Consider the following 19,866-nt stretch of genomic DNA (forward strand, 5'->3'; position numbering starts at 1 on the left):
TCAGATCCCCGCCATGCAGGTGTACTTGATCACCAGGTAATCCTCGATGCCGTAGTGCGAGCCCTCGCGGCCCACGCCGGACTGCTTGACGCCGCCGAAGGGCGCCACTTCATTCGAGATCAGGCCGGTATTCACGCCGACCATGCCATATTCCAGCCTTTCGGACACGCGCCAGACCCGGCCCAGGTCGCGCGCATAGAAGTAGCTGGCCAGGCCGAACTCGGTATCGTTGGCCATGGCCACGACCTCATCCTCGGTGTCGAAGCGGAACAGCGGCGCCAGCGGGCCGAAGGTCTCCTCGCGCGCGACCAGCATGCCGGGCGCGACATCGGCCAGCACGGTCGGCTGGAAGAACGAATGGCCGAGCGCGTGGCGCTGGCCGCCATGCAGCACGCGCGCGCCCTTGCCGACGGCGTCGGCGATGTGCTCCTCCACCTTGGTCACCGCCTTGTCGTCGATCAGCGGGCCGATGCGCACGCCATCCTCCATGCCATTGCCGACCTTGAGCGCCGCGACCGCTGCCACCAGCTTCTGCGCAAAGGCGTCATACACGCCCGCCTGTACATAGATGCGGTTGGCGCAGACGCAGGTCTGGCCGGCGTTGCGGTACTTCGACACGATCGCGCCTTCCACCGCGGCGTCGAGGTCGGCATCGTCGAACACGATGAAGGGCGCGTTGCCGCCCAACTCCATCGACACCTTCTTGATGGTCGACGCGGTCTGCGCCATCAGCACGCGGCCCACTTCGGTCGAGCCGGTGAAGGTCAGCTTGCGCACCAGCGGGTTGCCGCTCATCTCGCCGCCGATGGCACTGGCCGAGCCGGTCACCACCGACAGCACGCCGGCCGGGATGCCGGCACGCTCGGCCAGCGCCACCAGCGCCAGTGCGGTCAGCGGCGTCTGCGACGCGGGCTTGAGCACCATGGTGCAGCCGACCGCCAGCGCCGGGCCGGCCTTGCGCGTGATCATCGCCGCGGGGAAGTTCCACGGCGTGATGGCGGCGCAGACACCGACCGGCTCCTTGGTCACGACGATGCGCTGGCTGCTGACCGGCGCGGGAATGGTATCGCCGTAGACGCGCTTGCCTTCCTCGGCGAACCATTCGATGAACGACGCGGCGTAGGCGATCTCGCCGCGCGCCTCGGCAATCGGCTTGCCCTGCTCGGCGGTCATAATGCGTGCCAGGTCTTCCTGGTTGGCCAGGATCAGCTCGAACCACTTGCGCAGCAGCGCCGAGCGTTCCTTGGCGGTGCGCGCGCGCCAGGCGGGCAGCGCGCGGTTGGCGGCTTCAATGGCCTGGCGGGTCTCGTCGGCGCCCAGCTGCGGCACCTGGCCGACGCGTTCGCCGGTGGCGGGGTTGGTCACGTCGATGCGGCGCTCGCCATCGATCCAGCGGCCGTCGATATAGCACTGCTGCCGCAGCAGCGAGGAATCTTGCAGGTTCAGCATAGTCGGTGTGATGGGTTGGGCCGTATCAGCCGGCCATATAGAGGCCGCCGTTGACGTGCAGCACTTCGCCCGTGATGAAGCTGGCGGCGCCGCTGCACAGGAAAGCGATCGCGCTGGCGACTTCGCGCGGGTGGCCGAGCCGCCGCAGCGGCGTCTGTTCCACCGATTCGGCACCGCGTGTGCGCACCAGTTCGGTCGTCATCGGCGTCTCGATGATGCCAGGCGACACCGCATTGACACGGGTACGCGGCCCCAGTTCACGCGCCAAGCTGCGCGTAAGGCTCAACAGCGCTCCTTTGGAGGCCGCATAGTGGGCATTGCTGTAGGCCCCGCGGTGCGCCGCCACCGACGTCAGGTTGACGATGGCGCTGTCCTCGCGCAAGGCCGGCATCGCGCGGCGGACCAGGTAGAAGACGCCGTCCAGGTTGATGCCAAGCGTCTGGCGCCACTGGTCGTCGGTCATCGATGCGACGGGCTGGGCCCGGTACAGGCCGGCGGACGGCACCAGGAAATCGATGCCGCCAAAGCGCTCCACCGCCGTGGCCACGGCGCGCGCGCTGTCGTCCGGGCTGGCGGCGTCCATGCGCATCGTGGCGATGCGGTCCGGGTCGCCAAGCGTCTGCGCGAAGCCGGCCAGGCCGTCCGCATCCAGGTCGGTCAGCACCAGGTTGGCGCCGCCGGCGTGGAACAGGCGTGCGACCTCGCGGCCGATCCCCCCGTTGGCGCCGGTCAGCAGCAGCGTGCGCGATGCAAAGTCAGACATGCGGTGTCTCCATGCGGTCGTTTGGTCGTTTCGGTTCAGATATGCAGGGCGCGGCCGTAGGCGTCCAGCACAGCCTCGTGCATCGCCTCGGACAGGGTCGGGTGCGGCAGCACGGCGGACATCAGTTCGGCCTCGGTGGTCTCCAGCGCCTGCGCAATGCCGTAGCCCTGGATCATCTCGGTCACCTCGTCGCCCACCATGTGGGCGCCCAGCAGCTCGCCGCTGCCTTCGTCGAACACCACCTTGGCCAGGCCGGCCGTCGCGCCCATCGCGATGGCCTTGCCGTTGGCCGAGAACGGGAACCTGCCGACGCGCACGCGGTGGCCCGCCGCGATCGCCTGCGCTTCGGTCAGGCCGATGCTGGCCACCTGCGGATGGCTGTAGGTGCATGCCGGAATCCGGCGCGGGTCGAGCGGGTGCGGCTGCAGGCCGGCGATGTTCTCGACGCAGATCACGCCTTCATGGCTGGCCTTGTGCGCGAGCCACGGCGGGCCGGCCACGTCGCCGATGGCGTAGATGCCCGGCTCGCCGGTGCGGCCAAACCCGTCCGTGACGATATGCGTGCGCTCCACCCGGACCCCTGTGCCTTCCAGCCCGAGCTCCTCGACATTGCCGACGATGCCGGCCGCGACCAGCACCACGTCGGTCTCAAGCTGCGCGGATGCGCCGCCGGCCAGCGTCACCGTCCACCCGGACGCACCGCGCCGGGCCCCTTCCACGCGCGTGCCGGCGTGGATGGCGATACCGTCGCGCCGGAGCTGGCTCGCCACCTGCGCGGCAATCTCCGCATCCTCCGTCGGCAGGATGCGCTCGGCCATCTCGACCAGAGTCACCTGCACGCCCACCGCGTGATAGAAGCTCGCGAACTCGACGCCGATCGCCCCCGCGCCCACGATCAGCATGCGGCGCGGGATCGACGGCGGCGCCAGCGCCTCGCGGTAGCTCCAGACGGTGCTGCCGTCGACCGGCAATTGCGGCAGCGGCCGCGCGCGGGCCCCGGTGGCAAGGACGATATGGCCGGCACCAATGATGCTGGCCTGGCCGTCTGCCGTGCTTACCTGGAGCCGACCCTGACCCGCCAGCCGCCCATGGCCGTTGAGCACCGTGACGCCATGCTTCTTCATCAGGTGCGCCACGCCCTTGTTGAGCTGCGCCGCGACCGCGCGCGAACGCGCCACCATGGCCGGGACATCCGCGCGGGGCTCGGCCACGGCGACGCCATAAGCCGCGGCGTCCTTCACCAGCCGCAGCACGTCGGCCGAGCGCAGCAGCGCCTTGGTCGGGATGCAGCCCCAGTTCAGGCAGATGCCGCCGAGCGCGGCCTTCTCGATCACGGCAGTGCGCATGCCCAGTTGCGCGGCGCGGATGGCGGCCACGTAGCCGCCGGGCCCGCCGCCGACAATGGCCAAATCGAACGAAGATGTCATCGCGCCTCCTTCAGACCAGCATCGCCAGCGGGTTTTCCAGCAGGCGCCGGAACGCGGCCAGCCACTTCGCCGCCAGCGCGCCGTCGATGGCGCGATGATCGACCGACAGCGTGCAGCGCATGACCTGGGCCACCTCGACCTGGCCGTCGCGCACCACCGGCATCGGCTGCGTGACCCCCACCGCCAGGATGGCCGCCTCTGGCGGATTGATGATGGCGGAAAACTCGGCCACGCCATGCATGCCAAGGTTGCTGACGCTGAAGCTGCCGCCCTGGTACTCGTCCGGGCGCAGCTGGCCCGCGCGCGCGCGGGCCGCCAGTTCAGCGATCTCCGCGCTGATCACCGACAGCGGCTTGCTGTCGGCCGCGCGTACGATCGGCGTGATCAGACCGGTGTCGGTGGACACGGCCACGGCGATGTCGGCGCTGCGGAACTGGCGCATCGCGGTATCGGTCCATGCCACGTTGGCTTCCGGCACCTCGCGCAGCGCCACGGCCACCGCGCGCACCACGAAGTCGTTGACGGAGATCTTGCGCGCGGCGCCGGCGTTGATCTCGGCGCGCAGCGCCAGCAGCCGGTCCATCCGGCAATCCACCGACAGATAGAAATGCGGGATAGTGGACTTGCTCTCCGCCAGCCGGCGCGCAATGGTCCGCCGCATATTGCTGTGCGGAATCTCGATGAAATCGTCGGTGCCGGCATTCCGCACCGGTGCCGGCCTGGCGGCGGCCGGCGCCGGGGTCGCGATGGGGGTTGCGGCGGGAGTCGCGGTGAGCGCCTCAGCCCGGGCCGCCTCCACGTCGCGCCTGACAATCCGCCCGTTCGGGCCGCTGCCCGCCAGCGTGGCGAGATCGAGCCCGCGTTGCGCGGCCAGCCGCCGTGCCAGCGGGCTCGCGAAGATGCGGGCTGGTGCGGTGGCGGGTTCCGAGGCCAGGGGCGCTACAGGCACTGCGGGCTCCTGTGCCAACGGCTGCGATTCAGGCACCGCGATGCCGCCGGACGCAGCGAGCAGCGCATCGATATCCGCGTGCGTCTCGCCATTGACCAGCAGCACGCCGATCGGCGCGCCGACCTCCACCTCCTGACCGGCGCGGACCAGCATCCGGCCGAGCGTGCCGGCGGTGTCGGCATTGAGTTCGACGATCGCCTTGTCGGTCTCGATCTCGGCAATGCAGTCGCCCACGGCAATCTTGTCGCCTTCCTGCCGGGTCCAGGCCTGCAGGGTGGCGTGGGTGGCATTGGCAGCCACCTCGGGCATGCGCAGCAGGATGGCCATCAGGCATCTCCCTTCGCAAGCAGGTCGGGACGATAGCCGGCGATATCCGAGTACTGGACGATCTCCAGCACGTTGCCCTCCGGATCCCGGCAGAACGCCAGGTAGGTGCCCGGGCGGACTTCGATGCGGCGCGGACCGGTCATGAATTCCACGCCCTGCGCCACCAGCGCATCGACCACGGCCTGGATGTCGTCGACGATGAAGGTCAGGTACGACGCATTGGCCTTGTCCAGGATATACGCCGTCACCGGCTCGGCGGCGGGCGGCCGCTGCGGCGCCAGCAGCTTGATGCGCTCGCCGTACGGGGTCTGCAGGCGCACGACGGTATAGCCCTGCGCATGCATCGCGGCCTGCGCCGACTTCTCCGCCGGCACCACCACCTCGCTGACGAAGGTGAAGCCCAGCACGTCTTCGTAGAAGCGGCGCATGCGGGGCAGATCACGGACCGCGATGCCGACTTCGAGTGGTACCACCATGTTCATCTTCATTTCCATGATTCCCCGGTTCAGGCCTGGCCTTTCTCGCGCATCACGTGGCGCAGGCCGTCGATGACTTCTTCGGTGCGCGCCGCCGCCGCCCGCTCAAGCACCTTGGAGATGCTCGGTGCCGCTTCCGCGCCGGTGACGCGCTGCACGGGCTGGTCCAGCCAGTCGAAGCAGCGCCGCTGGAGTTCGTCGGCAAGCCAGCCGCCGTAGGACGTCCCGCGCGCGCCCTGCTCCACGATCAGCACATTGTTGGTCTTGCGGATGCTGGCTTCAATGGTTTCCCAGTCCAGGCTGGCGCGGTCGAGCCAGCGCAGGTCGATCACCTCGGCATCGACGCCGGTCTTTTCCACCGCTTCCAGCGTATGGCCGACCATCGACAGGTAGGTGATGACCGTGACCTCGCCGCCCTGGCGCCGCACCGCGGCCTTGCCCAGCGGGAGGTGGTAATCCAGGTCGTCCACCGGGCCGAGCGCCGAGCTGTTGTACAGATCCACATGCTCGATCACCAGCACCGGGTCCTTGCAGGCCAGCGCGGTGTTCATCAGCCCCACATAGTCGAACGGGTTCGACGGCGCCACGATGCGCCAGCCCGGATTGGTCGCGAAGATGCCGGCCGGGTCCATCGAATGCTGCGAGCCGTAGCCGGTGCCCATTGCCACCTTGGTGCGCAGCACCAGCGGCACGTCGCTCTCGCCGCCGAACATGTGGCGGGCCTTGCCGACCTGGTTGAAGACCTGGTCGGCGGCCACCCACATGAAATCGGGGTACATGAACTCCACCACCGGCTTGAAGCGGCCGTCCAGCGCCACGCCGCCGCCCAGGCCGACAAAGGCGTTCTCGCTGATCGGCGTGCCAAGCACGCGCTCGGGAAAGCGGTCGCGCAGCCCGCGCGTGGCGCCGTTGGTGCCGCCCTTGAGCCGATGGACATCCTCGCCCATGACCACCACCGTGGGGTCGGTTTCCATGCGCCGGCCCATCACGTCGGCCACCACGTCGACGAACTTGCGCGTGTCGAGCATGCCGGTGAAGGTCTCCTGCGCTTCATAGCGCAGCCCTTCCAGCTCGTTCAGCTCGCTGCGGATGCCCACGTCGCGGAAGTCTGGGCTCGGCCATAGTTCCGGGCGGATGATGCGCTTGCCCGGCTTGCCGGACGGGTCGGGCTGCGTCAGCGCCGCCATGGCGGCCTGCATCGCGGCCCTGACGCGCTCGCGCAGGGCCTGCACCTGCTCCGCCGTGACCAGGCCGCGCGCCTGCATGCGGTGCGCCAGCAGCTCGAGCGGGTCGCGCGCGCGCCACTGCTGCTCCTCCTCCTTGCTGCGATAGCCGAACGCACTGCCCGGGAACGGGCCGTTCTGGTGGAAGAAGCGATACACGTCCGCCTCGATCACGGCCGGGCCGTGGCCGGCGCGCATATGGGCCAGCGCCTGCTGCATCGCCAGGTGCACGGCCAGCGGGTCCATGCCGTCGACCTTCCAGCTGCGGATGCCGAAGCCCAGCCCGCGCGCCGACAGGCGCGGCTCGGCGGTCGACTCCGCCACGGTGGTGGAGACCGCGTAGCCGTTGTTCTCGATGAAGAAGCACAACGGCAGCTTCCACGCGGCGGCCAGGTTCATCGTCTCCAGCACCGAGCCGATGTTGACCGCGCCGTCGCCGAAGTAGGTCACCGCCACCGCGTCGGTGCCGGCATGCTTATGCGCCCAGGCCGCGCCCGCCGCCAGCGGCACGCCGCCGCCGACGATGGCGTTGGTGCCCAGCGCGCCGGCCTCGGCCCACTGCAGGTGCATCGAGCCGCCGCGGCCCTTGCAGAAGCCCTGTGCCAGCCCGAGGATCTCCGCCAGCGTGCGCTGCAGCAGCGTCTGCACGCCGGCGGTGAACGGCGCATCCGGATCCAGCCCCTTCGGCGCCAGGTAGCCGAGCGCCTTGGACAGGAACTGGTGGTGGCCGCGGTGCGAGCCGTTGACCTGGTCGGCGCCGGTCAGGCCCACGATGGAGCCCGCCGCGCCGCCCTCCTGCCCGATGCTGGAGTGCGCCGGCCCATGGACCAGGCCCTCGGCGGCCAGTTCCAGCACGGCTTCTTCAAAGCCGCGGATCAGGTGCATGTGGGTCAGCATGGTGCCCAGCAGGCCGGGGGCCGCGCCGGCCCAGTCTTCCTCCGTGGTGCGCAACTCGACCCAGTCGGCGCCGGGTTGCAGGGCGATGCATTCAGACATGGAAAAGTCCTTGGTTCGGGATGTTCGGATCGTGCGAGTCGTGCGAGTCATGCGAGTCGGGGCCGCCCGGGCTCAGAAGCCGTCGGCCGTCCAGCCGCCGTCGGAGACCAGCGCGTGGCCGGTGATGAACGCGGCTGCGTCCGACGCCAGGAACAGCGCCACCTCGGCCATCTCCTCCGGCGTACCGAAGCGGCGCAGCGGCGTGCGCGCCATCAGCGCCTCGGCGTCGAGCGCGCGGCGCTCGATCAGCGAGTCGGTCAGCGCGGTGCGCGTATAGCCAGGGCAGACGGCATTGACGCGGATATTGTGCTGCGCCCATTCGGCCGCGAGCGACCTGGTCAGCGACACCACGCCGGCCTTGGCCGCGCAGTAGGCCAGCCGGTTGGCGGACGACACCATGCCCCACATCGACGCCGTGCTCAGGATCACGCCGCCGTTCTGGCGGATCATGCGGCGCGCGGCGGCCTGGGTGCAGTAGAAAACGCCGGAGAGGTCGATATCGATGGCGCGGCGCCACTCGGCCGGCGTCAGCGCGATCGACGGCTTGTTCATCGAGATGCCGGCGTTGTTGAGCAGGATGTCGATGCGGCCAAAGTGCGCCTCGACTTCGGCGCAGGCGCGCTCGACCGCCTCGTCGTCGGTGATCGACGCCTGCATGGTCAGCACCTGCACGCCGGGGAAGGCTGCCTCGAGCTCGTTCCGGGTGGCGGCCAGCCCTTCGGCATCCAGGTCCAGCAGCACCAGCCGCGCGCCGTGGCGCGCGAAGCCGTGGGCCATGGCGCGGCCAATGCCGCTGGCGCCGCCGGTGTTGAGCACCACCTTGCCTTCCAGGCCGGGGTAGCGGGCCGGGGCGAACGGTTGCGCGCCGGGAAATCCGGTAAAAGAAGGGGCGTTCATACCGCGAGCCAGTCCTTGAGTAGTTGGGGGTTGGAGGTCAGTTGTTCGGGGGTGCCTTCAAACACGATGCGGCCGTGGCCCATCACGCAGACGCGGCTCGACACCTTGAGCGCGATGGCGAGCTTCTGCTCCACCAGCACGACCGAGACGCCGCGCCGGTGGATGTCGCGGATGGCTTCGCCGACCACGGCGACGATCTTGGGTGCCAGGCCTTCGGTGGGCTCGTCGATCAGCATCACCAGCGGGTTGCCCAGCAGCGAGCGGCACATCGTCAGCATCTGCTGCTCGCCGCCGGACAGGCTGCCGGCCTTGGTGTTGCGGCGCTCCCTGAGGCGCGGGAAGTAGTCGAACATCTGCGCCACGGTCCACTGCGGCGCGCCTTCTGGCGCGTGCTGCTCGCCCATGCGCAGGTTCTCGTCGACGGTCAGGTTGGCGAACACCTCGCGCTCCTCGGGCACGTAGGCGATGCCGCTGCGGCAGATGGCGTACGAGCGTGCGCCGGTCAGCTCGCGGCCACGCAGGCGAATGTGCCCGGCCGAGGGCGGCACCAGCCCCATGATGGCCTTGAGCGTGGTCGAGCGGCCGGCGCCGTTGCGGCCGAGCAGGCTCACCACCTCGCCCTGGCCGACCTGGAAATCGACGCCATGCAGGATGTGGCTCTTGCCGTAGTGGGCGTGCAGCTTTTCCACCGACAGCAGCGGTGCGGGGTTCATACGCTGACCTCCTCGCCCAGGTAGGCTTCCTTCACGCGGGCGTTGTTGCGGATTTCGTCGGGGGTTCCTGTGGCGACGATCTCGCCGTAGACCAGCACGCTGATGCGGTCGCTGAGCGAGAACACCACGTCCATGTCGTGCTCCACGATCATCAGCGTGCGGCCCTGCGTGACCTCGCGGATCAGCCCCGCGGTGTAGCTGGTCTCCTCGTGCGACATGCCGGCCATGGGCTCGTCGAGCATGATCAGCTGCGGATCGGACGCCAGCGTCATGGCGATTTCCAGCGAACGCTGCTCGGAATAAGACAGCTCCCCGGCGATCGCTTGCGCGCGGCGCGCAAGCCGCACCTGCTCCAGCAGGTGCGCGGCTTCCTCGTTGACCGCGCGCGCCTTGTGGGCGAACTTCCACAGCGTGTACTGGAGGCCGTGCCGGCGCATCAGCGCCAGGCGCAGGTTTTCGAACACGGTCAGGCCGGCAAAGATATTGGTGATCTGGAACGAGCGCGCCAGGCCCCGGCGGTTGATGTCCTGCGGCGAGAGGCCGTGGATCGGCCTGCCGCCGAGCAGGATCTCGCCACGCGTGCGCGGCAGCCGCCCGGAAATCAGGTGGAACAGCGTGGACTTGCCGGCGCCGTTGGGGCCGATCAGCGCGTGGCGCTCGCCCGGCACGATGTCCAGGTCGACGCCGCGGATGATGTCGACGTCGCCGAACGACTTGCGCAGCCCGCGCAGCGACAGGATGGGGGATGCGGTCATGCGGGGTTCCTCCCGGCTTCGATGGCATCGCCGGCGGCGATGTCCGTGGTGTCAGCGTCCTCGCGCAGCCGCTGCCAGCGCTGGCTGGCACGGCGCGCCAGCAATGCGCCCGCGCCCACCAGCACCGCGGGCGGCAGCCACGTCAGCGGCGACAGCGGCGCCCATTCGCGGCCGAACAGCGGGATCGGCGGCCAGCCGGCGCCACCATTGAGCGCGGCCAGCGCGCGATAGTCCTGCGAGAAGAAGCGCTGCAGCAGTTCGACGCCGAACACGGTGCCGCCCGCCAGCAGCAGCGTGGCGGCGACGAACGCGACGGCGATCGGCAGCAGGCGGCGCGCGCCATAAGTCTTGCTGCCCGCCACCCACCAGGTCAGCAGGCCCGAGATGCCGGCCGGCATGAACAGCATCACCAGCACGAACACGATGCCCTGGTACAGCAGCCACGAGCGCGTCAGGTCGGACACCGCGTAGCCGAAGAACGTCATCAGCGCCGCACCGAGCGCGGGACCCAGGAAAACCTTGACGCCGCCGATATAGCTGTTGAGCACCACCGCCGCGGAGACGCTCGACTCGAACACGACATAGTTGGCCGCCTCCATGTTGATGGCCTGCAGGCCGCCGGCAATGCCGGAGAACGTCGTGGAAATGGCGAACACCAGCACGCTGAGCCGATGGACGTCGTAGCCCAGGAAGCGCAGCCGGTTGGCGTTCTCGCGCAGGCCCAGCGTCAGGCGGCCGACCGGTGTCAGCGTGTACAGGTAAAGCAGCGCCAGCGACAGCAGCACCCAGGCCAGCGTCAGGTAGTAGACCTGGTGGCTGTCGCCGAAGGTCAGGCCCCAGGCCGGCATGCGCATGGTGGAGATGCCGGCCTCGCCGCCGAACCAGCTCTTGATGTGCGGTGCCAGCGCATGCAGCAGCTCGGCCAGCGCCAGCGTGATCATGGCGAAGTAGACGCCGGTGCGCTTGGTGGCGAACCAGCCGGCGGCCAGGCCGATGGCCAGCCCCGCCGCGCCGCCCGCCAGCGGCAGCAGCGGCGTGGGCAACAGGCCATTGCCGCCCACGGCGTTCATCGCGTGGACCGTGGCAAAGGCACCCACGCCGAAGTACGCCGCATGGCCGAACGAGAGCATGCCGCCCTGGCCGCTGAGCAGGTTGAAGGCCATCGCGAACAGCACCGCGATCAGCATCTGGATGGTCGCGTTGACCAGCGACGGCGACAGCACCGCCGGGGCCGCAACCAGCGCGGCGACGGCCAGCGCCAACAGGATATTGCGGGAATGACGCATGCTTACTCCTTCTCGCCCATCAGGCCGGACGGGCGGCACAGCAGGATCAGCAACATCAGCGCGAACGGGATCGTCGCCGACAGGCTGGACAGCTTGAGGGTCAGCAGCCCGCCTGCCTCCCTGGCCCAGTCGCCCGCGCCCACCAGCGCCAGCAGGTCGGCCAGGCTGCGGTCCACGCCGACCGACAGCGCCGTCATCAGGCCGATCAGCAGCGAAGCCACCATGGCGCCCTCCAGCGAGCCGAGCCCGCCGACCACCACCACCACGAAGACCAGCACGCCCAGCTCCAGCGCCATGTTGGGGTTGGTGGTATAGAAGGCGCCCGCCACCGCCCCGGCCAGGCCGGCCAGCGCCGCGCCGATGCCGAACACGCCCATGAACACCAGCGGCACGTTGTGGCCCAGCGCCTCGGCCATGCGCGGCTTGTAGATGGCCGAGCGCACCACGATGCCGACGCGCGTGCGGGTCAGCAGCAGGTAGATGACCACGAACATCGCGATGGCCACGATGCCCATGAAGACACGGTAGAACGGGTAGGCGGACGCGCCCACGTGGAACGCGGCGAAATCCAGCGACGCGGGCACCCGGTAGTCGACCGGGAAGTTGCCGAAGAACAGCTTGACCAGCTCGGCGATGATGAACGACAGGCCGAAGGTGAGCAGCAGTTCGTGCGCATGGCCGTGGTGATGGACGCGGCGCAGGAAAAAGCGCTCCACGGCCACGCCGACCAGCCCCACCAGCAGCGGCGACACCACGATCGCGAACCAGAAGCCGATCACGCCCTGCAGCATGAAGGCAAGGTAGGCGCCCAGCATGTAGAACGAGGCATGGGCAAAGTTGAGCACGCCCATCATGCCGAAGATGAGCGTCAGGCCGGCGGAGACCATGAACAGCAGCAAGCCGTAGATGGCGCCGTTGAGCAGCGAGACGATGAAGTATTCCATGTGCGTTTCCTGGGAACGAGCCGGGCCGCCGCGCGCCGGGACCAGCCTGTGCGCGTGACGGGTGCGGCCCGTACGGGCCGCGAACGCGGGGAAGAGGCCTATTGAGGTTCCCGAAATTCACCACAACGTTTCTTGCTCGTCGTTCCCGCGCAGGCGGGAACCCAGTGACTTCAAGCGACGCTGGATTCCCGCCTGCGCGGGAATGACGGTGGTGTTTTGGCGCTGTCGCGAATTAGGGAAAGCTCGATAGAGACTTAGGCCGGGCGCTGCATCTTGCAGCTGGCCTGCGGCGGCGTGGCGGCTTCCGCGGCGGAGAAGGTCTTCACCGGCTTGAAGCCCATGTCGGTGCCGTCCACCTTGAACCGGGCCTCCTTGCTGACCACCGACACCACCATCGGCAACAGCACCTGGTGGTCGTCGGCGCGCATGCTCAGTTCACCCAGCGGCCCCTTGAGCGTGGCCTTCTCCAGCGACTTGGCCAGCGCGGTGATGTTGAGCTTGCCGTTCTCGGGCCTGACCGTCTTCAGGGCCTGGCCCAGCATCTCGATGCCGAACACCGCCTGCGGCTCGACATAGGCGGGCAAGTGCCCTGCCTTGGCCTTGAAATCGCTGGCGAACTTCTCGCCCTCGGCACCGCCCGCTTCCGCGTTGAACGGATGGGCGACATAGTGGCCGAGCGCCACGTCGCCGGCATTGCCGAGATTGCCCGGCTGGTCCAGGAACACCGTGGCGAAGCGGGTCTTGAGGCCAGCCGCCTTGGTCGACTTCATCAGCAGCAGCAAGTCGTTCGACCAGTTGCCGGTCATCGCGGTATCGGCCTTGGTCGCGGCGATCTTGGCCACGTAAGGCGAAAAATCCTGCACCTTGTTGACGTCGTGCAGCGTCTTCTCCACCACCTGGTAGCCGCCCGCGGCCGCATCGCCGGCGATCGCCTTCTCCATGTCCATGCCCCAGGAATAGTTCTGGTTGATGGAGTACACGCGCGTGCCGAGCGCGTTGAGCGGCTTCATCGCGCCGACCAGCGCCTTGACGCGGATCTCGGCATTGGTGGCGAACTTGAAATGGTAGAAGTGGCACTTCTCGCCAGTCAGCTCCAGCGCTTCGCCGCCGACATTGAGGAACAGGATTTCCTTGCCCGGGTTGCGCAGGTTGTACTTGCGCACGTCCTCGGTCAGCTGGCCCGAGACCGCGGACGACGCGCCCTGGACCACGATCTGCACGCCGTCGGCAATGGCGGCCTTGAGCTTGTCGGCGGCGCCGGCAGGGCCACCCTGGTTGTCGTACTCCACCAGTTGCAGCGGTTCGCCGTTCCAGCCCCCGGCGGCATTGACCTTGTCGATCGCATAGCGCGCCGCGGTGCGGAACATCAGGCCGGTCGAAGCCTGCGGGCCCGACAGCGTCTCCACGATGGCGATCTTGACCGGCGCCGCGTAGGCGGCACCCGTCAGCAGCGAGAGGGCTGCGCATGCGACAAGACGACTGAGAAAACGGCTACCGCTCATGGTTGTCTCCTGTTGTGATGGTCTGGCGGAACTGGCCTGGATCGAGCCCCTCAGATTGGCTCGACCACTTTTATAATTGGTCAGACCAGTGAAATATAGGGAGTCCAGCGGGCGTCGTCAATGTCGTATCGGCGGATCTAGGGTTTCCACGGGGCCGGCAATTTCCGGGCAAGTTCCAGCGAAGTCGTGCGCCGGGCATGCTACATTAACCTGTAAGACCAGTTAAACACACACCGAGCCATGCCAGGCATCAAGCGCCCGTCCGAGGGGGAAGAAAGATGACGTCGAGGGGATCTGCCCAGTTGCTGAAGACACCCAAGCGCGCGGAAGGGACATCGTTCTACCCGGAGCCAAAACACCTGCCTGACGAGATCGCGTCGCGGCTCACGCAAGCCATCCAGGCCGGCGAGTTCGCCGTCGGCGACCGGCTGCCCAGCGAGCGCGACCTGTGCGAGCAGTTCTCGTGCAGCCGCGCGGTGGTGCGCGAAGCCCTCTCGCAACTCAAGAGCGAGGGGCTGGTGTCGTCACGGGCCGGCAGCGGCGTGTTCGTCACCGAGCGCAGCCAGAAGCAGGCCTTCCGGATGCAGGACGTCACCATCGACGAGAAGGACTCGCTGGCCATGGTGATGGAGCTGCTGGTAACGATCGAGGTGGCGGCGACCCGGTTCGCCGCCATGCGCCGCTCGCCGGAAGACCTCAAGCGCATCAAGCGCGCGCTGATCGGCATGGAGTACGAGATCGCCAACGACCGGCTTGGCGACGAGGAAGACTATGCCTTCCACCAGGCGATCGTGGACGCCACCCACAACCCGCATTTCAGGGCCCTGTCGGAGCACCTCGAACACGGTGCGAGGCGGGTCATCCGGCAGGCGCGCAGCAACACCAAGGCGCAGCATGCCGACCTGATCGAGGCCGTGCAGCAGGAGCACAAGGCCATCTATGACGCCATCGCCGCCGGCGATCCCGCGCGCGCGGCGGAAGCCGCTGAGACCCACCTGCGCAATGCGGCGGAACGGCTGAACATGTACCTGAAGGGTTGAAGCGGTCACGGCGCGGTCATGGTGCGACCGCGGCGGCTGGCGAACAGGCCGTCGGCATGGCCTGGGCCAAGGTATGGCAAAAACAAAACGGGCTACGCGTTTGACGCGTAGCCCGTTTTTTTATCTGGTGCCGGCTGCAGGACTCGAACCCGCCACCTGATGATTACAAATCAACTGCTCTACCTGATGAGCTAAGCCGGCATGTTTGGTGCAGACCGCGATTCTACTGCATCGCGGCCCACTTTGGGATGGCTTACTTCACCACCTTCAACGCAGGCTTCTTGCCGCCGATGCGAGGCACCGGAGGCGGCGTTTCGTCGTCGTCCGGGCCGGAGTCGGTTGTGGTAGCCGGGGTTTCGGCTTCCACCGGCGCCAGCTTGGGCGGCGGGTTGTTTTCGCGTTCGGTGGCAGCCTGCGTTTCCGGCAGGCTGCGCTCGACCGGGAAGGCCATGCCCTGCCCGTTCTCGCGGGCGTAGATGGCCAGCACGTTCTCGACGGGGACGTCGATCTTGCGCGAGACACCGCCGAAGCGGGCGCTGAAGGTGATCCACTCGTTGCCCATATCCAGGCCGCTGGTGGCGTCGAAGCTCACGTTCAGCACGATCTCGTTGTTCTTGACGAACTCGCGCGGCACGTTGGTGTTGGCGTCGACGAACACGGCGATGTACGGCGTGAAGCCGTTGTCCGTGCACCACTCATAAATGGCGCGGATCAGGTAAGGCTTGGTGGAGGTTTCAGGCATTGTGCTTCCAGTGGCGCCGTGATGGCCCGAGGGCAGTTGCCGTCGGGCCGGTGCCGATTAGCGGCGCATCACCTTCTCGGAAGGGGTGAGCGCTTCGATGTACGCGGGACGGCTGAAAATGCGTTCAGCATACTTCAGCAGCGGTGCGGCGTTCTTCGACAGTTCGATGCCGTAGTGGTCCAGGCGCCACAGCAGCGGCGCGATGGCGACGTCGAGCATCGAGAATTCTTCGCCCAGCATGTACTTGTTCTTGACGAAGATCGGCGCGAGCTGCGTCAAACGGTCGCGGATCGCGGCGCGGGCGCGTTCGTGGTTCTTCTCCGCAGCCTTGCCTTTTTCGTTCTCGAGCGTGTACACGTGCGTGAACAGTTCCTTTTCGAAGTTGAACAGGAACAGTCGGGCGCGGGCGCGCTGGACCGGATCGGCCGGCATCAGCTGGGGATGCGGGAAGCGCTCGTCGATGTATTCGTTGATGATGTTCGACTCATACAGGATGAGGTCGCGCTCGACCAGGATGGGCACCTGGCCGTAGGGGTTCATCACCGAAATATCTTCGGGCTTGTTGAACAGGTCGACGTCGCGGATTTCAAAATCCATGCCCTTTTCGAACAGGACAAGGCGGCAACGTTGGGAAAACGGGCAAGTCGTACCCGAATACAACACCATCATGGTTGGATTCCTTGGGCTTAGCCGGAGCTGGGTCGGACGGTAAGGTCTGCCATTCTGCCAAAAGCGGATACCGAAAAGCAAATAAGTGGCAATTAATCCACTCAACAAGGCATGTTGAGTCACCCCGGTGCAATAGAAAAGGCCAGAGCGATGCTGCTTTCGCAACGTCGGCATCTGGCCTTTGGCGTGGCTGCCCTCCTCCGGGCTGCCGCCAGCAAGACTTACTTCACATCCTTCCAGTAGGCCGCGTTCAGGCGCCACGCAAAGACGGTGAACATGCCCAGGAACAGCAGCACCCACACGCCAAGGCGCTTGCGGTGGTTCTGCGCGGGCTCCGCCATCCAGTCCAGGAAGCTGACCAGGTCTGCGGTGGCCTGGTCATATTCGACCTTGCTCATCTTGCCCGGACTCAGTTGCTCGAAGCCGGCGAACTTGTGCACCTTCTCGCCATGCTCTTCCACTTCCGTGAACTTGGCGGCGCGCTGGCCCTGCAGTTCCCACAGCACGTGCGGCATGCCGACGCTCGGGAACACCAGGTTGTTCCAGCCGGTGGCGCGGCTGTCGTCGCGGTAGAAGGTGCGCAGGTAGGTATAGAGCCAGTCGTCACCGCGCGCACGCGCAATCACCGACAGGTCCGGCGGCTGCGCACCGAAGAAGGCCTTGGCTTCCTTCGGCTGCATGGCGATGGTCATGGTCTCGCCAACCTTGTCCGCGGTGAACAGCAGGTTCTGGCGGATCTGGTCGTCAGTGAGGCCAATGTCCTTGAGCCGGTTGTAGCGCATCATCGAAGCGCCGTGGCAGTTCAGGCAGTAGTTGACGAACAGCTTGGCGCCGCGCTGCAGCGACGACAGGTCGGCAGTGTTCACCGGTGCCGGCTCCAGCGGGAAGCTTCCCTCTGCAGCCATGGCGGGCGCGCCGGTAAAGCAGGCGCCGGCCAGCGCGATGATCGAAAGCAGCTTTTTCATCTTGTGTCCTTGTGCTCTTGTCGGGGTTCGCGTCGCTCAGTGCGGATGGAACGTGACACGCTCCGGCACCGGCTTGAACTCGCCGGCACGGCTCCACAGCGGCATGGTCAGGAAGAAGGCGAAGTACAGCAGCGTACCGAGCTGCGACACCTTCTCACCAACCGGCGACGGCGGTTGCACGCCGAGATAGCCGAGCACCAGGAACACCACCACAAAGACGATCAGGATGGTCTTGTGGAAAGCGGGACGATAGCGGATGGACTTGACCGGCGAGCAGTCCAGCCACGGCAGGAAGAACAGGATCACGACCGAGCCGCCCATCACCAGCACGCCCCAGAACTTGGCGTCGATGAAGTAGAAGCCCACGGCCAGGATCACGGCGGTGGCAATCGCGCCGATCTTGACGCGCGCGTCCTTGCTGCGCAGGAACACCATGCCGAGCAGCAGCGCGAAGAACACCCACAGGATCGGCAGGAAGTTCGACGTGGTGGCGCGCAGCATCGAGTAGAACGGCGTGAAGTACCAGACCGGTGCGATATGCGGCGGCGTCTTCAGCGGGTCAGCCGGGAAGAAGTTGTTGTGCTCCAGGAAATAGCCGCCCACTTCCGGGAAGAAGAAGATCACCGCCGAGAAGATGATCAGGAAGCCCGAAACGCCCAACAGGTCATGCACCGAGTAGTACGGGTGGAACGGGATGCCGTCCAGCGGGACGCCGTTCTCATCCTTCTTCGCCTTGATCTCGACGCCGTCCGGGTTGTTCGAGCCCACTTCGTGCAGCGCGATGATGTGCGCGATCACCAGGGCCAGCAGCACCAGCGGCACCGCGATGACGTGGAACGAGAAGAAGCGGTTCAGCGTGGCATCGCTCACCACGTAGTCGCCGCGGATGAACAGCGACAGGTCCTGGCCGATCACCGGAATCGCCGAGAACAGGTTCACGATCACCTGCGCGCCCCAGTACGACATCTGGCCCCACGGCAGCAGGTAGCCCATGAAGGCTTCCGCCATCAGGCACAGGAAGATCAGGCAGCCGAAGATCCAGACCAGTTCACGCGGCTTGCGGTACGAACCGTAAAGCAGCCCGCGGAACATATGCAGGTAGACCACGACAAAGAAGGCCGAGGCGCCGGTCGAATGCATGTAGCGCACCAGCCAGCCCCACGGGACTTCGCGCATGATGTATTCCACGCTGGCGAAGGCCACGGGAATGCCGGCGGCGTTGAGCGTGCCGTCCGGCTTGTAGTTCATCACCAGGAAAATGCCCGTGACGATCTGGATCACCAGCACCAGCAGCGCGAGCGAACCGAAGAAGTACCAGAAGTTGAAGTTCTTCGGCGCGTAGTACCTGGAAAGGTGGTCTTCCCACAGTTGCGTTGCCGGGAAGCGGGCGTCGATCCAGCCCATCAGGCCGGTCGTCTTGACTTGTTTTTCGGCCGCCATGATCAGGCTTCTCCTTTCTCATCCTTGCCGATCACGATCTTGGTGTCAGTCAGGAATTGGTAGGGGGGAACATCGAGATTCTGCGGAGCCGGCTTGTTCTTGAAGACGCGCCCGGCGAGGTCGAAGGTCGAGCCATGACAGGGGCAGAGGAAACCGGGATCGGCGCCCAGCTGAGGATTGGCACCGGGAGCGAAGGGGCCGGAAGGCGAGCAGCCGAGATGGGAACAGATGCCGACCACGACCAGCACGTCCTTGTGTTCTGCGCGGGAACGGGTTTCGTTCTTGCAGTAGTCGGGCGTCTGCATGGTAAAGGGGAGTTCGGAATTGGGATCGGCGACTTCACCGTCCGTCTTCTTCAGCGACGCCAGTTGTTCCTCGGTCCGCTTCATGATCCAGACCGGCTTGCCGCGCCATTCGACAGTCATCATCTCGCCCGGCTTCAGCGCACTGATATCTGCTTCGACTGGCGCACCCGCGGCCTTGGCTTTCTCCGATGGTGCAAAGGTACTGACGAAAGGAACCGCTACCGCTACGCCTCCGACGCCGCCAGCGACGGATGTCGCGATCAACCAATTGCGGCGACCTTTATCCACGCTCTTCACGTCTTGCTGGTCACTCATTCCAAACCCCAGGGGAAGTCAATTTAGATTTTGCGTCAACCATAAAGTGTACCTTAGACATCTGCGCACTAGATAGGCGCAAATTGCCTTGTCCATGCGCGATAATCGGACATGCAAGCCGGAAATCCGCCACCAGACTTGCTTTCCGGGCAGTGATGCGGCAGGCTGATAGCTTGATACCGTTCATCGCTAGCAACAAGAAGGAGAACCCCCCATGGGCATGATCTCGGAATTCAAGACCTTCGCAATGCGCGGCAACGTCATCGACCTTGCGGTCGGTGTGATCATCGGCGCCGCTTTCGGGAAAATCGTGGATTCAGTGGTCAATGACCTGATCATGCCGGTAGTGGGCCGTGTAGTCGGGAAGCTGGACTTTTCTAGTATGTTTGTCATGCTGGCCGATCCACCGCCTGGAACGCCAATGACATTGGATGCACTGAAGAAGGCTGGCGTGCCCGTATTTGCCTATGGCAATTTCCTGACTATCGTTGTCAACTTTCTGATCCTGGCCTTCATCATCTTCATGATGGTGCGCGCGTTCAACAAGATGCGCGAGAAGGAGCCGCCCCCGCCGCCGGCCGCACCGCCTGAAGAAGTGGCACTGCTGCGCGAGATCCGCGATGCCCTCAAGGCGCGCTGAGTGCAGAACGATAAAACGGCCCCGATGGGGCCGTATTGTTTTG

At 66.4% G+C, this 19,866-nt stretch carries 19 protein-coding genes and 1 tRNA gene; 2 read left to right on the top strand and 18 right to left on the bottom strand.

Features of this window, described 5'->3' with window-relative positions:
• From gabD to JTE92_RS28485, 12 genes are all read right to left on the bottom strand, one after another.
• A complete protein-coding gene (gabD, locus tag JTE92_RS28430) occupies positions 1-1,449 on the bottom strand; it encodes an NADP-dependent succinate-semialdehyde dehydrogenase (protein ID WP_116386827.1) in 1,449 nt (482 codons plus the stop codon).
• A 25-nt stretch (positions 1,450-1,474) separates the two neighbouring features.
• Positions 1,475-2,212: an SDR family NAD(P)-dependent oxidoreductase gene (locus tag JTE92_RS28435; protein WP_063241202.1), complete on the bottom strand. Its 738-nt coding sequence runs from the start codon at positions 2,210-2,212 to the stop codon at positions 1,475-1,477.
• Positions 2,213-2,247: 35 nt separating this feature from the next.
• The gene (gene lpdA, locus JTE92_RS28440; RefSeq protein ID WP_063241203.1) at positions 2,248-3,639 is read right to left on the bottom strand and encodes a dihydrolipoyl dehydrogenase; all 1,392 of its coding nucleotides are present in this window, start codon (positions 3,637-3,639) and stop codon (positions 2,248-2,250) included.
• 10 nt (positions 3,640-3,649) lie between these two features.
• The gene (locus JTE92_RS28445) at positions 3,650-4,915 is read right to left on the bottom strand and encodes a pyruvate dehydrogenase complex dihydrolipoamide acetyltransferase (RefSeq protein ID WP_063241204.1); all 1,266 of its coding nucleotides are present in this window, start codon (positions 4,913-4,915) and stop codon (positions 3,650-3,652) included.
• On the bottom strand, positions 4,915-5,403 hold the full coding sequence (locus JTE92_RS28450) for a VOC family protein (RefSeq protein ID WP_063241282.1): 489 nt from the start codon (positions 5,401-5,403) through the stop codon (positions 4,915-4,917). Before JTE92_RS28450 ends, JTE92_RS28445 begins: the two co-directional genes overlap by 1 nt.
• 17 nt (positions 5,404-5,420) lie before the next feature.
• Positions 5,421-7,610 (bottom strand): alpha-ketoacid dehydrogenase subunit alpha/beta, encoded by a 2,190-nt coding sequence (locus JTE92_RS28455; RefSeq protein WP_063241205.1) that lies wholly within the window; start codon positions 7,608-7,610, stop codon positions 5,421-5,423.
• Between the two features lie 72 nt (positions 7,611-7,682).
• Positions 7,683-8,507, bottom strand: a complete 825-nt coding sequence (locus tag JTE92_RS28460) for an SDR family NAD(P)-dependent oxidoreductase (protein ID WP_063241206.1) — start codon at positions 8,505-8,507, stop codon at positions 7,683-7,685.
• Positions 8,504-9,220 (bottom strand): ABC transporter ATP-binding protein, encoded by a 717-nt coding sequence (locus JTE92_RS28465; protein WP_063241207.1) that lies wholly within the window; start codon positions 9,218-9,220, stop codon positions 8,504-8,506. Before JTE92_RS28465 ends, JTE92_RS28460 begins: the two co-directional genes overlap by 4 nt.
• Positions 9,217-9,975, bottom strand: coding sequence for an ABC transporter ATP-binding protein (locus tag JTE92_RS28470; RefSeq protein WP_063241208.1), 759 nt, complete (start codon positions 9,973-9,975; stop codon positions 9,217-9,219). Before JTE92_RS28470 ends, JTE92_RS28465 begins: the two co-directional genes overlap by 4 nt.
• Positions 9,972-11,261: a branched-chain amino acid ABC transporter permease gene (locus tag JTE92_RS28475; protein ID WP_063241209.1), complete on the bottom strand. Its 1,290-nt coding sequence runs from the start codon at positions 11,259-11,261 to the stop codon at positions 9,972-9,974. Before JTE92_RS28475 ends, JTE92_RS28470 begins: the two co-directional genes overlap by 4 nt.
• 2 nt (positions 11,262-11,263) lie before the next feature.
• Positions 11,264-12,205, bottom strand: coding sequence for a branched-chain amino acid ABC transporter permease (locus JTE92_RS28480; RefSeq protein ID WP_063241210.1), 942 nt, complete (start codon positions 12,203-12,205; stop codon positions 11,264-11,266).
• A gap of 254 nt (positions 12,206-12,459) precedes the next feature.
• Positions 12,460-13,707 carry a branched-chain amino acid ABC transporter substrate-binding protein gene (locus JTE92_RS28485; protein ID WP_063241211.1) on the bottom strand — a complete coding sequence of 416 codons (1,248 nt, stop codon included), beginning with the start codon at positions 13,705-13,707 and terminating at the stop codon, positions 12,460-12,462.
• A 302-nt stretch (positions 13,708-14,009) separates the two neighbouring features.
• On the opposite strand from JTE92_RS28485, the gene JTE92_RS28490 reads away from it, so the two are divergent.
• Positions 14,010-14,747 (top strand): FadR/GntR family transcriptional regulator, encoded by a 738-nt coding sequence (locus tag JTE92_RS28490; RefSeq protein WP_063241212.1) that lies wholly within the window; start codon positions 14,010-14,012, stop codon positions 14,745-14,747.
• Between the two features lie 125 nt (positions 14,748-14,872).
• On the opposite strand, the gene JTE92_RS28495 is transcribed toward JTE92_RS28490, so the two are convergent.
• The 6 genes from JTE92_RS28495 to petA form a co-directional block, all read right to left on the bottom strand.
• Positions 14,873-14,948: transfer RNA gene (locus JTE92_RS28495), tRNA-Thr, on the bottom strand.
• A gap of 52 nt (positions 14,949-15,000) precedes the next feature.
• Complete coding sequence (locus JTE92_RS28500) at positions 15,001-15,489, bottom strand: ClpXP protease specificity-enhancing factor (RefSeq protein WP_063241213.1); 489 nt, start codon at positions 15,487-15,489, stop codon at positions 15,001-15,003.
• Positions 15,490-15,546: 57 nt separating this feature from the next.
• Positions 15,547-16,158 carry a glutathione S-transferase N-terminal domain-containing protein gene (locus tag JTE92_RS28505; protein WP_010812311.1) on the bottom strand — a complete coding sequence of 204 codons (612 nt, stop codon included), beginning with the start codon at positions 16,156-16,158 and terminating at the stop codon, positions 15,547-15,549.
• A 221-nt stretch (positions 16,159-16,379) separates the two neighbouring features.
• Positions 16,380-17,123, bottom strand: coding sequence for a cytochrome c1 (locus JTE92_RS28510; protein ID WP_063241214.1), 744 nt, complete (start codon positions 17,121-17,123; stop codon positions 16,380-16,382).
• A gap of 36 nt (positions 17,124-17,159) precedes the next feature.
• Positions 17,160-18,563, bottom strand: coding sequence for a cytochrome b (locus JTE92_RS28515; protein ID WP_063241215.1), 1,404 nt, complete (start codon positions 18,561-18,563; stop codon positions 17,160-17,162).
• Between the two features lie 2 nt (positions 18,564-18,565).
• Positions 18,566-19,183: a ubiquinol-cytochrome c reductase iron-sulfur subunit gene (petA, locus tag JTE92_RS28520; RefSeq protein ID WP_063241216.1), complete on the bottom strand. Its 618-nt coding sequence runs from the start codon at positions 19,181-19,183 to the stop codon at positions 18,566-18,568.
• Between the two features lie 214 nt (positions 19,184-19,397).
• Here petA and mscL point away from each other — a divergent pair, with 214 nt between their 5' ends.
• Positions 19,398-19,823, top strand: coding sequence for a large conductance mechanosensitive channel protein MscL (mscL, locus tag JTE92_RS28525; protein ID WP_063241217.1), 426 nt, complete (start codon positions 19,398-19,400; stop codon positions 19,821-19,823).
• Positions 19,824-19,866 lie beyond the last annotated feature (43 nt).

The organism is Cupriavidus oxalaticus (genome assembly GCF_016894385.1).
Lineage (GTDB): Bacteria > Pseudomonadota > Gammaproteobacteria > Burkholderiales > Burkholderiaceae > Cupriavidus > Cupriavidus oxalaticus.

Bases quoted from the DNA above. Each gene is read 5' to 3' on its own strand.
- gabD (WP_116386827.1), bottom strand. From the start codon at position 1,449: ATGCTGAACCTGCAAGATTCCTCGCTGCTGCGGCAGCAGTGCTATATC.
- JTE92_RS28435 (WP_063241202.1), bottom strand. From the start codon at position 2,212: ATGTCTGACTTTGCATCGCGCACGCTGCTGCTGACCGGCGCCAACGGG.
- lpdA (WP_063241203.1), bottom strand. From the start codon at position 3,639: ATGACATCTTCGTTCGATTTGGCCATTGTCGGCGGCGGGCCCGGCGGC.
- JTE92_RS28445 (WP_063241204.1), bottom strand. From the start codon at position 4,915: ATGGCCATCCTGCTGCGCATGCCCGAGGTGGCTGCCAATGCCACCCAC.
- JTE92_RS28450 (WP_063241282.1), bottom strand. From the start codon at position 5,403: ATGAAGATGAACATGGTGGTACCACTCGAAGTCGGCATCGCGGTCCGT.
- JTE92_RS28455 (WP_063241205.1), bottom strand. From the start codon at position 7,610: ATGTCTGAATGCATCGCCCTGCAACCCGGCGCCGACTGGGTCGAGTTG.
- JTE92_RS28460 (WP_063241206.1), bottom strand. From the start codon at position 8,507: ATGAACGCCCCTTCTTTTACCGGATTTCCCGGCGCGCAACCGTTCGCC.
- JTE92_RS28465 (WP_063241207.1), bottom strand. From the start codon at position 9,220: ATGAACCCCGCACCGCTGCTGTCGGTGGAAAAGCTGCACGCCCACTAC.
- JTE92_RS28470 (WP_063241208.1), bottom strand. From the start codon at position 9,975: ATGACCGCATCCCCCATCCTGTCGCTGCGCGGGCTGCGCAAGTCGTTC.
- JTE92_RS28475 (WP_063241209.1), bottom strand. From the start codon at position 11,261: ATGCGTCATTCCCGCAATATCCTGTTGGCGCTGGCCGTCGCCGCGCTG.
- JTE92_RS28480 (WP_063241210.1), bottom strand. From the start codon at position 12,205: ATGGAATACTTCATCGTCTCGCTGCTCAACGGCGCCATCTACGGCTTG.
- JTE92_RS28485 (WP_063241211.1), bottom strand. From the start codon at position 13,707: ATGAGCGGTAGCCGTTTTCTCAGTCGTCTTGTCGCATGCGCAGCCCTC.
- JTE92_RS28500 (WP_063241213.1), bottom strand. From the start codon at position 15,489: ATGCCTGAAACCTCCACCAAGCCTTACCTGATCCGCGCCATTTATGAG.
- JTE92_RS28505 (WP_010812311.1), bottom strand. From the start codon at position 16,158: ATGATGGTGTTGTATTCGGGTACGACTTGCCCGTTTTCCCAACGTTGC.
- JTE92_RS28510 (WP_063241214.1), bottom strand. From the start codon at position 17,123: ATGAAAAAGCTGCTTTCGATCATCGCGCTGGCCGGCGCCTGCTTTACC.
- JTE92_RS28515 (WP_063241215.1), bottom strand. From the start codon at position 18,563: ATGGCGGCCGAAAAACAAGTCAAGACGACCGGCCTGATGGGCTGGATC.
- petA (WP_063241216.1), bottom strand. From the start codon at position 19,183: ATGAGTGACCAGCAAGACGTGAAGAGCGTGGATAAAGGTCGCCGCAAT.
- mscL (WP_063241217.1), top strand. From the start codon at position 19,398: ATGGGCATGATCTCGGAATTCAAGACCTTCGCAATGCGCGGCAACGTC.